Here is a 13,168-nt window from a genome sequence, read left to right as displayed (position 1 = left end):
ATTCTTTCAACATTTGCCGTGTTGTCAGGTTTTTTATTTCGTCCCTAACGGGACTTACATTTTTTTTACGCCATTGTTTCTACCAATATACGGTCCCTAACGGGACCAAAGAAAATGTTATCAACTACCAATATTCCAACTCTAACGAGATTAATGAAAATGCTATCACCTAACAATATTTAATCTATAACGAGATTAACGAAAATGTTATCACCAACATCGCGATCAAGCGATAGTCCCGTTAGGGACTTTATATTGGTAGATCGTTTGAATCCTGCGATTCAGTAAGTGCCGTCAGGTACGGTATAATCAATATCCACCGGTTTAAACACGTAACGGGCATCATATTCAATCTCAAAATCCTTCAACATTTGCCGTGTTGTCAGGTTTTTTATTTCGTCCATAACGGGACTTACATTTTTTTTACGCCTTTGTTTCTACCAATATACGGTCCCTAACGAGACCAAAAAAAGACATGGTTTGGAACCCTGCCAGAGATTAAATAAATCAATTTGGTTTTAGTAAAACTGAAAAAAGTAATCACCAAGCGTATCATGAAAGCCCCAGCCAATATCCAATGTATTATCCACTATTTTTCTGGCTCTGTTTTCAAAATCAGCTAAAATCCCGGCCTTTTCCATCAACTCCAATGCTCGTAAATACATCGTCTCCATACTGCTGTAAAACGATTCATTGATATCGCCATAATCATTGGTGAATTCAACACCAGTTTCAACATAAAACAGCATGAGGTCGGCCATAGCCTCATCGGGCAATCCAAGCTTTTTTGCTTCGCTAACAGCCTTGCGGGCCACCGACAGGCGCATTTTTGGCTCTCCACGAGCGGGATAGAATTCATTTTCAATTTGTTTTTTATACGTCGCCAGAACACCATCAACATCATTATTTACAAATACAAGATGATACTCTTGAACAGGCTTGAATTTTTTATCAAGCTCGATAATATGCTTTACAAGCTGCTCTTTAGTTAGCGTGTTTAAAATCTTTTTTAAATTTTTTGTTGGCATGGTTGCTTCTATTTTATTTGTTGCTTTTGCTTATGGTTTTCGTTATCACCTCTGGCAGGGATCCTAACCCTGCCAGAGGTAAACAATTAAACTTCCGCCAACTGATTTTCGTAATCGAATGCCATCATCAGGTCGATGAGCTTTTGCTCAGCGAGATCGAGGGCATCGGCAGATTCTGTTTTTGTGCGAATATATCCACCAGCCGAAAGGGTTACATAAGATTCAACTCCCTGCATGTTTTCTTCAATAATAGGTTCTGCCTTATTCTCTTCCTCTTCTTTTAGTTTCGCGCGTATGCTTCCTGCAATTTTATTGGCATTGTTTGAGATGGACACAGCCAATGTTTCCATTAAACTAAAAGTGCGCGATTGATTTGAAGTAATGGTCCAATTGATAATGGCATGTGCCAAAGCAGGAATTAATCTTTCGCGAACAGCAACAGGTGCAAGCAAACAAGTTCCAAAAACAGTTTGTGTTTCTTCCCATCCGGCATCGCGCAATTTGGTTTCCATTTCATCGCTAATCTCCGGTTCCAGTTTGTTTAACAACACACAGAAAAGACGACGTAAATCAATGGCCATGTCTTGAACAAAAAGACCTGTGGCCCTGCGGTTATCAGGTATCCATTTACGACTTAAGCTTCTGTCTTTTCCTAACAGAAGTTCAGCAATTTGATCTTCAGTTAGTTCATCGCCTTTTTCATTTCTGATAATAACTGCATTGTTTGGTCTGTCACTTCTATCAAATGAAATATTTTCTGAATCAACACCTGCCAATAAAGGATGCAGTCCTCTCATTGAAGATATAGACAGTGGACTTCTCCTTTTTATTGTCCTGTCCTTACCTCCTTTAGAAGCTTTCATCCAACCGCCTAAAAGCTGATCGGCATAAGTAGGATCACAGGTTGCGTAAACTTCACCTTCTTTCATTTCACCATCTTTGTTTACATCAAATAAAAAGGTGGTAGGTGATGGGATTTGATTCAAGGCTCTCGACAATGAATCAATAAATGATTTTTTTACTTGCTGTCCGCTTGAATAGGGTATACGTCTTGAAAATTGCGGATCGTAATAGGTTTTTTGACCATCGGCCACACAAAAAACAGTATGTTCTGCTCTCTTTAATGTTCTAATATAAATTGTACTCATTTTTTATAGATTTAATTGGTTATAGATTTCTTTCGGCATAAGCATAATCAAATTTCAACAGTACCACAAAGTAGCCAAAGTCTTCGGCTGACATCAAGTGCACTCTGTCGCGTAATTCTTTAAACAGAGGTAACAACGCTGCATCAACGTCCTTTATCACTGTAGTAAGGGCATCTAAGAATGCTTTCTTAGATTTTGCAACCAGCAACTCTGATTGGATTAAATTCTTTCTGTCCATTTTTGTTGCTTTAACTCTATACTCATGAAGTGCATTGGCTACTTCGGCAGTATATTCTAACGATTCTTCTTTGTTTTTAGTAATCATAGCTAATAACCAGGTTTTATAAGTTCTGTAAGTAATAATATTGTCGTAATCTTTTTTTTCTGCTTTTTCTTTGCGGGTTTGAAAATCCTCTTCCAATTCTCCATTTTTGAGAGTTACAGATGGTTTAATCAATTTCAGGTTGGCATCATTCCCAAAATATTTTCGCAAATCTTTCGGTTCCAGAGCTTGTAAGCCGATTGAACCCAACTCGCATGCCCTCTTTATATGGATGCCAAAAAGTGCTTCGTAATCTTTAGCATCGTTGATGGCTGCCTGTTCTCCAAAAAGAATTTGATAATATTTAATTAGTGTTTTTGCTTCTGAAAAATGAAAGGGGTAAAATCCTAATGTTTTATTGGTTTGTCCGAGCGTATAGACATAACCGATGAAGGTTTGATTTGGGAAATGATTTGAAATATTAAAAAAGAGTTCGCTCCATTTTATGGTATTTACCTCAATCACTTTTTCATCAACTGAAAATACGCCCGCTGAATGAAGTCGTGAGAAATCAAAATCATCACGAAAATATTTATTAAAAGAATAACTGAGCCATTGACCATTCCATGTGTTGATTTGATTTCCTCTTAATAGATCAAGTGTATTGTCATTTAAATAAGCACGATACGTTTTCCATCCATCGTACAATTTCAAGAGTATTTCCGGCTCGTCGAAAAAAATGGAATACCCTCCGGCAATGCCAATGCCTAATCCTCCACCAATCCACGAGGAATAAACATCTTCAATATCAATATTGAATTCGATATCGGATACTGATCCTGAAGTTGTAGCATATTCTTTCATTTCAGAAGCGGGGAAACCAATGGCAATACTGGCTTCAATATTGTTTGTATTTTTAGCTTCATTTATTTTATTCACAAACTCTTTTAAAATCTCCAGCCTTTTCTGAGCATCGAGCTTTCGAATAATCTTGACTTGTTTTTTTGTTTTTGTTTTGAATCCTCCAAAAGAAGGTTCTTTCTGCAATTGTGAACAAAAATCGTCTAGTTCCTCGTCCGTATTAAATTGCTTGGTGTTGCCATTCTCATCCTTTATTACAGTCATTAATCCAAGCTTTCCATTATTCAATGTAGTGATCCCTTGTACAAAAGGTGAATTTTGTGGCCAGAAGAAATACTTGTCATGATTGAAAAATCGATCAAAGTAAATTTCTTCGAAGAACTCTTTAGCTGTATAATGAGTTCCTTCCCTTTCATTATACGCTTTTAGAAATGTGTGTCCAATTGTTGATGCTATCATAGTTGGTTTTTTATAAGAATGAATATGCTGAATTGTAATTACTGGCTTTTGCTAAGGAAACATCAAAGCCGGTTTCTGAATTGTACGAAGAATCGGGCACAATAAAAGGTTTTGAGCCCCAATCTAATTGGCGTAAATCTTTAACCACATAATAGCGTGTGCTGATTTCCATCCGGGCACGTTCTTCGTAAGTGCTTTCCAAATAAATTTCTTCATCGGCTTCGCAAATACAGCTTACACTGTCAATCTCCAATAAGTCGAGTAAAATGGCTTTTGGGTTGTGTGTTAATTTATCGATGCTCCATTTTCCACTTTCCTTGAATACAGAGTGTTGTTCAATTTTCAGAAAATCAAATTCAGTAAATACCTGATCGATTCTGGTTTGTAATTCAGTTTCATCTAAAAGCTCACCATTGGGCAAGGCCTCATAACTGCGTTGAATTATTTCAAGAGAATAGGGTAACGCTTCCTTTTCATCTTCTGGCGGAGTCAATACATAAATTGGTTTATATTGGCCAATGGTCTCTGACGATCGTTTTCGGTTAACACGTCCAAAACGCTGTGCCATCGAATCGAGTGGAGCCGCTTCGGTAATCATACAATCGAAACTAATATCAATGCTCACCTCAACAACCTGGGTTGATATCACCAAACAAGCTTCTTTCGATGTATTGAAATTTCCGTTTTCTTTGCCCATTTCATCCAAGCCAAGCAGCAATCTTTCTTTCACATTTCGATCCGATTTTTTGAATCGGCTATGGAGCAAAAGAATTGGAATCTCAGGGAATTGAGCTTTGTATTGGACATATTTTTCTTGTGCTGTTTTAACACGGTTGCAAACCACTAAAACTTTCTGTTTCGTTTTAAGTGCATTTTCAATGATTGATTCTGCTCTTTCCCAATTTTCAATCTTGTGTATGATGTGTCGGTTAAAAAGTCTTAGCTCTTCGTTAGTTAAGGCCACTTCATGTACATTCTCTTTGCCTAAAATGGCAAGGATTTTATCATATAGTATGCTTGGCATTGTAGCCGTTCCAATGTGAATTTTGCAGTTTAAATGTTTCAAAACTTCAATGATTTTCAGAACAATCGACCGGGTTACGTCAGTATAAGTGTGAATCTCATCCAGAATAACATCACAATCCTTAATATCCATAATCATGGCCTCGTAACCATTGGTGCCAAAAGCAATGGCCGCAATTTGGTGAGGGGTTAATACTTTTATCGATGAACCTACATGCCCCTGAATAAGCTTTTCTTCTTTTTTAATACCTTCCAGCGCGATGCTTGATGCAGCATGTAACAAACGAATATCAAGCTCAGGATTATCTGGAGTTAGATCATTTTTCAGTCGTTTATACATGGCATTGATTGACGCCTGAAATGGAAGCGTGTAAAATACACGCCCTTTGCACCGTCGGAAAAGGTAATCGGTTTTACCCGCACCCGTACACGCCACCACCATGGTGTGTTTCTTGTCTGAATTACTGTCTCTTAACGAAAGTGGATACAGAGAATGTTGCCTGTTGAAGAACTGTAAATCTGGAATCGAAAAAGTTCTGTTGAGATATTCATCAGTGTTATCCGATAAGGCAGAAGCAAAATGATCGGCAGCCATTAAAATACCCCGCCATTGCGAAAAACCACGTTCTCTAACTGCTTTTTCGCAATATTCAACAACGAAATTGAAATTATCTTCTGCTTCTTCCTTACAGATGTCTCTGATTTCAATTCCAAAAGATTGTAGTATTGTTAAAGCATCAACTTTCCATGCCTCCCAATCTTTTATATGCAATTCGAAAGTATCGCCACGGTTTTCTTCAAGGTCTAAGATTCCTTTATCTCTGGTATCGTGTAAAACAGATTTATGATGAGCAATTACCATTTCAATTAACTGAGGATACATTGCTTCATTAAATAATGAAAGAAAGAAACAAGAAGCTATTTCATGTCGAAAAGGGGTAGTTGGAATCTTTGTATCATCCAGACGTTTTTGAAATACAGAACTTGCTTTTCCGATATCGTGCAAAATAGCACCAAGTCTGGCTGTTTCTGAATCGAGTTTTGAATAGTGTGCAATTTTCACAACAACCTTACTGACTAAAAGCAAGTGTTCATAAAGGCTGGTTTCTTCAGGCGATCCTTTGGCTTTGATATGTGGGCAGGTAATTTTCATGTTAATAATTGGTTTTTACCGGATTACCCACTGCTTTTAAATGTCCATACATTGCCTCATTCTTTTTAAGTCGGTTATATCCAACTAAAAATGAATTATCATTTCGTTCAAAAATCAACTCGAAGCCTGAAAAAAGTTCCTCATTTGTATCGAATTCTACATCTGAAACTTCAATTATCTCTTCATCCGGATACAGTATGTCCTCATTTCTAGCCAAACAAATATGTTGTGTTGAAGCATGAAGAGCATCTGTTTCATTTCTAAAGGCAAGGAAAAGAACAGGTTCAATCAGTACGCCCCTAACCAAAATTGCATAAGGCCGCTCATAGGTTTTGTTATTTCTTGTTCCTTTTTCGTTCCAACCACGTGGTTGAATTTGTTCTTGCTGTTGCGAAATTTGTTTATAACTCAACCTGTGCCTTGCAATTTTCTTAATTATACCATCATCATTCTTTAAAAGTTCGGGGAAAAGTTTTCGTTCTATACCCGCAACTATCGATGGCGTAAGAAATTGCTGGCTGTAGGTTTCGCTGTCTCTTACGGCTGTCCAGGGTTTGATAAACCCGAAGGGGCCTGAATATTTTACAATGTATAGCATAGATATTTTCTTTATTCATTTACTATCTCTGACAGGGTTTGGAACCCTGTCAGAGATAAAAATCTTTATTTAATTGCTCCAAAGCCAATTCCCGTTGAGTTTCCCAGTCCTACATTCCAGGCAAACAACTTTGTTTCGGGTTTCCCTTCGATAATTACCGGGCACCAGCTGGCACGGTTCTCTACCTCGTTGTAGGTTATTTTCTTTGTTCCTGCTTTGAGATAAGTCAAGTCAAACCTAATTGAAAGCGAGTCATCAGAAAGCCCTGCTTTTTTCATCTTTGTTTGAAGGGTTTCTTGTAAACAGACATTGGCTCGCGGATCGTCATAAACAATGTGATCAATTTTTTCTCCATTACTCCTTTTGATGAAAATAGGACTTGCCACAAAGAATAATTCCCGATCCGACAAATCAGGGTCTTCCTGGATAATCAGCTCCAAAACGCTTAAGCCATGAAATAGGGTTGGATCAGCTTGTATACCTCTAATCAATTGCTTTATTAAATCGGGATGATGGGTGCTTATAAAAATGGAAGTTCCCCGTTCAAATCGTAAACCTTTGGGGGTCGCCTTTCCACCTTCAAGGCGCGAAAAAGAATATAAAGATACTTTTCCGTGTTCCTCATTCCATCCCAGCCATTTATGAATTGTCCCGGTTAATAAGGGTTGATGATCAAATGGAATGAGTTCGTTAGCTGTATTGATTTTTAAATGTATTCGCATATCCTTTCGTTCTTAATTTTTATTGTCGTATTCTGCGGCCTCATCAGCCATTCGTAGTTAATCGTTTTGTAGCTTTGTTTCATTTTGTGGGTGTTTAATCTTCGTTCCAGTATCTTTTGCCAATGCCGACAGGCCCCTCGGACGCTGTCGGGTTTTGGTGGGCTTGCAGACCATTGTCTTCACCTTTCTTACATCCTGTATGTGTTTTATTTTACCAGCCCGGCCTTTCGCATTTCGTCTTTCAGTGCGGGCAGGTTGGGCTTGTGGGTATAAAGTTGCTGAATCAGCAACAGGACATCGCTATTGAACCCGGGTATTTCTTGGGCCAGTTTCAGCCATCGGGCGATTTGTTCATAGTGGCTGCGTCCCCGTTCTGTTTCTAAAGTGCTTATTGCATTCATTTTTATATGCTTAAAACAAAAGTCGGGATAAACTTTGATCAGGGGCTGGATGATGTCGGCAAAGTCCCTTTGGCTGACTCTGCCCTCAATCATTTGTTTAATTTCGTCATAGCGATGCTCAGCTTCTAATATTTTCGCTTTAAAACTTCCATAGAATTGCACATCTCTCAGCAGTTGATCAACATCGGCTTTGCTCAAATATTGCTGCACAAACAGATAATCGTCGATATGAAGTGTTTTGGCAACAAACTTTAGATATACCCTTACAAACAATTCTTTATCGAGTTGGGGACTTACATATTCTTGCAGAAAATCAACCCATTTTGGCTCGTTTTCTTCAAACAATTCCCGCGCAAGGGCTATAAAAGCGGGTTGATTGGTTTCGAAGTAATATTTAAGCAGGTCACGGGCTACGGGCTCACTGTGTTTGTAAAAATCGAGGGCCGATTGCAACCATGCCTCTGAATTGCCCGATGTCTTGTTCAGGAAAAGGGTGAGCTGCGGCAGGGTGCTTTGCTCAATACCTGCTCCTGTAAATATTTCAAGCAGTTTCGCGGGATTTTCTGTCTTATCGGCAAATGCGATCAATAAGGGTTCAAAATGTGCGGGGAAATACGGGTTGCCGGGGTATTCCTCATTGCAGTATTGGAAAAAAAGCTGAAATGCAGTGCCAATTTCATTTTCGAAGAGGGCGCTTAACTTTATTTTATCAACCACCTTTGCAACAGCATTAGCGTGTAAACCGAGTAAGTAGTCATTTACATCGTCGAAGGCCCCGGTATCATCCTCTATTTCGGCATTTTGTGTTGCTTCGTAAAAGCCGGTAAACATGGCCAGCAGCTCAACGGGATTTTGTTCTATTATTTTGTCAAGCGCTTTTGCTGCAAAAGCATCGGCAATTGCATCAAATTCCTGCTCACTGGCATACTGATAAGCCTCATAATCGGGGATATAACCAGAATAGGGTGGATGATAATTTTCCCAGTCGGGGTCTTCGGTATCCACAGCTTCAAATTGCTTTTGTAGTAAAAGCAGTGTATCAGAAACGATCCTGGTGAAATCGGAATAGCCCAACCCGTCGATTACTTGTTTTGTGCTTCCTGTAAAGGCTAGAAACTCTTTTTTGAGTTGATCGTTGTGCTTGATAATGGCATCCAGAAACCTGAGCTTTTTATGCTCAGGAGTGTTGTTGTAGGTTTTCTCAAAATCCATAATGATGTATATATTATTAGTCTGCTCCCCTGATAATGTCCACTATTCATCTCAGTTCAAAAACGATGCTTACTATTTTAAAAATGGTGCTTACCATTTTAGGATTTCATGCTTATGATTTTTAAAATGGTGCTTACCATTTTGGGGAACGGTAAGCACCAAATAAAACACACATCTATGAAGTCTTTTCAAACTTCACATTGTTCATCATTTCTTTCAGCTTAGGACCGGGCGTGAAAATCACTTTTTTACTTTTAATGGCCGAAGAGCTTACTTTGTCGACTTCTGCTGCCGGTTCGCTACTGATACTGAGGCGCAGGCTACCTAAATCGCCAAGCCGTACAATCTGTCCATTCGACAATGAACGGCTGGCCACCGAAACCATGGCATACAGCACCGCACGGATATCTGCACCGCTTGCAGTACTGCTTTCCTCGATCAACGAAGTCATTCCTTCCAGCGTAATTTCACCAGAGGAAACAACAGTTGCATAAAACTTTTTTTCGCCACCACCGACTACGCCAGGCTGGCCTTTTTCAATGACTTTAAATTTAACAGTCATGGCTAAATGATTTAAAATTAAACATATCAGCCCCTGTGTGGGCCTTTTTATATCATTTATTTCCAACCATATTCCCAAATCACACTTTCTCGGCCGATATTCTTTGTATGTGCGGCTTCAAATTTTTCTTATCCTCCAAACCAGGCCAGTACCTCATTGCGTTGGAGCGTTGGTGTACTTACAAGGCCCGTGTTCCAATTTTTCGTTCAACTGCATCTTTTTCTTTTTTAGATTGAAGGGATTGATCAATCTTTTTCTTTTCAATCTTTCGTCACTTTTTCAACGGTTCCTTCTCCTGTAATCTGACTTCCCGTACCTGTTTTCGGCTACATGCAAAAAAGTATCAAAAGTTAATTGCTTTTAGGCACTGTAAAAAATAAATTGAGTGAATGGCCGGAAATATTGAGTGAATGGTTGCTTTTATTGAGTAAACAGAAAAAGCCGGGCTTGAAATAAAGCAAACGCAGCATGAGAATAACAATGAATCACCAAAGCATGTAATGCTTCAGTACATTGATTTTCAGAAGGAATAAAGTCCAAAAGGCTTTTAACAAGGGCAGACCTCAAATAGAGTGCGAACAGTTCATGACATTGGCATACGGCGTCAAACAAAGCAAAGAAAGTATTGTTATTATGCAATCATCGAAAAAGCAAAACGAAAGTGGCAGGCCCGGCAATTTGAGAAATTTAATAACAACGAAAGTGAAGATATGCCTAATCCGCACCAAAAGGGGAATAAACGATGGACAGAATTACCTTTTTTAAAACATTGTTTCCGCTGCTGGCAGCGGGATCAATAAGTACCAGCGCCATGAAAATAAATGATTTCCACAAAATTGCCGGTCATTTTGCTGGCACAGAAAAAATGCCTGTGTTGTTCCTGGGGCATGGAAGTCCGATGAATGCCATTGAAGAGAATGAATTTGTAAAGGGCTTTCGAAACATTGCCGGGGAACTTCCCGGGCCCGTAGCCATTTTGTGCATTTCGGCGCACTGGGAAACAAAAGGAACCTTTGTTACGGCCATGGAGCAGCCAGGCACCCTGCACGACTTTGGTGGTTTTCCAAAGGAATTGTTTGCAGTGCAATATCCCGCACCGGGGAGTCCCGATTTAGCAAAGGAAACCCAATCGCTCATTGACAAAACCAATGTCGGACTCGATGAACAGTGGGGCCTTGACCACGGAGCCTGGAGTGTGATTAAGCATTTGTATCCCAAAGCCGATATTCCCGTAATTCAAATGAGTATCGACTACAGCCAGCCAGCGCAATACCACTATGAACTTGCCAGGCAAATCAACTCGCTTCGCCGAAAAGGAGTGCTGATCATAGGCAGTGGTAACATGGTGCACAATTTAAGGATGGTGGAATGGAACAGACTCAATGAAACATTTGGCTTTGACTGGGCCCTTGAAGCCAGTGAACGAATGAAAAGCTATATTCTCAAAGGAGATCATCAGCAGTTGATCGACTTTCGCTCGCAGGGAGAAGCTTTTAATCTGGCCATTCCCACGCCCGAGCATTATTTGCCCTTGCTCTATACCCTGGCGCTGCAGGAGCAGAATGAAGAAGTGAAATTGTTTAACGACAAAGCAGTTGCCGGTTCTCTGACAATGACCTCGTTGAAAATCGGATGAAAAGACCTGGGAAAGTTTCCAAGTCCTATGTCCTAGGTTCTGATTCTCATTTCTTGTTTCTTATTTCTTATTTCTTGTTTCTTATTTTTTGTCTTGATACCTGATACCATCTTCTCCATCTTCCTTCTTCTCATAAACTCTCTTTATCAATGACTTATTGACTCAATGACTTTTTCCTTAATGACTTCCTGACTTCTTCCTCTTGTTTCTGATCATTCAATCAGCAGATTGCCTTTGTTTCGGTAATGTTCAGGAATTTCAGGTACACCGTCGCCATCGGCATCCTTGAATGCTTTCACAAAGTGATACACCAACAACCATTCTTTGACTTCCTGTATTCCATCTCTTGCAGGATCAGTATCCAGAATCAGTTCATGAATGGCCACCGCTTCCCCAGCGGCATTTTTGGGCACCACATCGACAATTCCCTTACTCATGCTTTTCAGGTGACCAATAAAGCCAATCATGTACGAGTTGGCTGCAACCGCTACCAGTTCCCGGCTGTGTTTGCTGATGTCAATTGAACGATAGCCCTCCTGGTCGTTGCCGATCTGAATGGACGAAATCTTTTTAAATAAGCCCTTATGTGGCTGGTATTCGACCCGCATGCCTGAGAAATAAAGGTAGAAACTCGATCGTATGCGGTAAACACTCAGTACCAGCTCCATGACTTGTTTCAATTCATGTCCGTTCACATAAACTCTGCCCAGCGGAGTGCCTGGTATCCCATCCTTCCCTTTTCCAAGGGGAACCACATTAAAAAGGTCGCTGATGTTCTGATAGCCCGACTTTCCTGTTTGAATATTATTTCGAATCACCCCGGCAGCCACCAGCACCACATCGGCCTGAAGTTGATATTTTTGATTGAGTGTGTTATGAATGGCATCGGCTACAAAAGGTCCCAGGTTGCTTTTCCCGGGCTCGTGCTCGTTCATTACCAGGTCGAACGATGTTTCAACAATCTTTTCATTAAAACCGACGTCCAGCTTCGAAAGCACCTTGTCTTCAATGGCAGGCACTTCGGCATCAATTTCATTTTGAATTGAAGGATCAGCGGCGATACGATCATCCATTGGCACCAGCTGGTACTGTACCAGCGGCTTTCCAAACGAATCGAAACGCACTTCGATGCGCCCCACATGGGTACCATGAGCTCCGGTTTGAACCACGATGGCATTGCCTGCCTGCAGGGGCTTTTCCAATTTTGAATGCGAATGTCCGCTAATGATGATGTCGATGTCGGAAGCTGCTTTGGCGTAACTAAAATCCTCTCCTTTCCACTCACCTTTCTTATCTCTGGCAAGTCCGCTGTGCGACAAGGCAATGACCAGGTCGGCCTTTTCCTTTTGTTTTAGATAGCGGGCTGTATTTCGTGCTGTCTTTTTAGGGTTTTCAATGCTGATGCCATAGTAGGAAGCAATCGATTCCTGTGCGTCGTGCCCGAGCAAACCGAAAATGCCGATGCGATAACCATTGCGTTCGACCATGCTGTAAGGCAGAATGGTGCTGTCGGCAAATAGTTGTAAAAAGCGTTCATCGTTCGAGCGGTCGGCCCCTTTGTAATTGGCACAGAGCAACTGAGGAATTGGCCCGCGTTCCCGGGCACTCAGAATGATCTGAGCCAGCGTATCGGGACCAAAATCGAATTCATGGTTCCCAATGGCCAGGAAGTCGTAGCCCATTTTTTTCATGAGTCGAAGTTGAAAGCCATGATCGGTTTCGATGGTTTGAAAAAGCGTGCCCATCAGGAAATCGCCTCCGTCGAGCACCAGCAGTTCATCGGGGTGCTTTTCCTTCTGCGTACCAATAAAGCCAGCAATACGTGACAGACCGCCACGGGTCGGATCTTCATCTGCAAGCAGGGGTGTGTACTCGGCTTCGGGTGAAAAACCATTCAAATGAGAATGAATATCGTTGGTATGTAAAATAAGCAGATCCTGCGCCTGAAGTGTCAAGGCAAAAAATAAGCTTGCAGCCAATAAAAATGCATATTTCCTCACCAGACCTTTTGAGCCGGTAAGTTGAACATCAAAAATAAATGTGATCATCTCCCTGTTTTTTCTGCTGAAAATATAACTCGACAGCAAGTTAAGCATAAAGAGG

The 13,168-nt window shown here is 40.5% G+C and carries 11 protein-coding genes; 1 reads left to right on the top strand and 10 read right to left on the bottom strand.

The genetic code is table 11. The features are described 5' to 3' along the window. Positions 1-281: 281 nt before the first annotated feature. The 9 genes from FHS86_RS10350 to FHS86_RS10310 form a co-directional block, all read right to left on the bottom strand. Entirely contained in the window at positions 282-404 is a 123-nt protein-coding gene (locus tag FHS86_RS10350) for a hypothetical protein (protein WP_429413003.1), read from the bottom strand. Positions 405-518: 114 nt separating this feature from the next. After that, the gene (locus FHS86_RS10345) at positions 519-1,028 is read right to left on the bottom strand and encodes a DUF6155 family protein (protein ID WP_429413001.1); all 510 of its coding nucleotides are present in this window, start codon (positions 1,026-1,028) and stop codon (positions 519-521) included. Between the two features lie 86 nt (positions 1,029-1,114). After that, positions 1,115-2,176 carry a hypothetical protein gene (locus FHS86_RS10340; protein WP_429412999.1) on the bottom strand — a complete coding sequence of 354 codons (1,062 nt, stop codon included), beginning with the start codon at positions 2,174-2,176 and terminating at the stop codon, positions 1,115-1,117. Between the two features lie 19 nt (positions 2,177-2,195). Continuing rightward, entirely contained in the window at positions 2,196-3,758 is a 1,563-nt protein-coding gene (locus FHS86_RS10335) for a hypothetical protein (protein ID WP_429412998.1), read from the bottom strand. A 10-nt stretch (positions 3,759-3,768) separates the two neighbouring features. Next, entirely contained in the window at positions 3,769-5,934 is a 2,166-nt protein-coding gene (gene cas3 / locus FHS86_RS10330) for a CRISPR-associated helicase Cas3' (protein ID WP_429412996.1), read from the bottom strand. A gap of 1 nt (position 5,935) precedes the next feature. Then, the gene (locus tag FHS86_RS10325; protein WP_429412994.1) at positions 5,936-6,532 is read right to left on the bottom strand and encodes a hypothetical protein; all 597 of its coding nucleotides are present in this window, start codon (positions 6,530-6,532) and stop codon (positions 5,936-5,938) included. A gap of 65 nt (positions 6,533-6,597) precedes the next feature. After that, entirely contained in the window at positions 6,598-7,254 is a 657-nt protein-coding gene (gene cas6, locus FHS86_RS10320) for a CRISPR-associated endoribonuclease Cas6 (protein WP_429412992.1), read from the bottom strand. 206 nt (positions 7,255-7,460) lie between these two features. After that, positions 7,461-8,867, bottom strand: coding sequence for a hypothetical protein (locus FHS86_RS10315; RefSeq protein WP_429412990.1), 1,407 nt, complete (start codon positions 8,865-8,867; stop codon positions 7,461-7,463). A 175-nt stretch (positions 8,868-9,042) separates the two neighbouring features. Beyond that, positions 9,043-9,429 (bottom strand): HU family DNA-binding protein, encoded by a 387-nt coding sequence (locus tag FHS86_RS10310; protein WP_429412988.1) that lies wholly within the window; start codon positions 9,427-9,429, stop codon positions 9,043-9,045. Positions 9,430-10,171: 742 nt separating this feature from the next. On the opposite strand from FHS86_RS10310, the gene ygiD reads away from it, so the two are divergent. Then, entirely contained in the window at positions 10,172-11,065 is an 894-nt protein-coding gene (gene ygiD / locus FHS86_RS10305; RefSeq protein ID WP_429412986.1) for a 4,5-DOPA-extradiol-dioxygenase, read from the top strand. A gap of 212 nt (positions 11,066-11,277) precedes the next feature. On the opposite strand, the gene FHS86_RS10300 is transcribed toward ygiD, so the two are convergent. After that, the gene (locus FHS86_RS10300; protein ID WP_429412984.1) at positions 11,278-13,113 is read right to left on the bottom strand and encodes a bifunctional metallophosphatase/5'-nucleotidase; all 1,836 of its coding nucleotides are present in this window, start codon (positions 13,111-13,113) and stop codon (positions 11,278-11,280) included. Positions 13,114-13,168: the final 55 nt, after the last annotated feature.

The organism is Roseimarinus sediminis, assembly GCF_050433125.1.
Lineage (GTDB): Bacteria > Bacteroidota > Bacteroidia > Bacteroidales > Prolixibacteraceae > Roseimarinus > Roseimarinus sediminis.
This window is presented reverse-complemented; position numbering and strand designations above follow the sequence as displayed.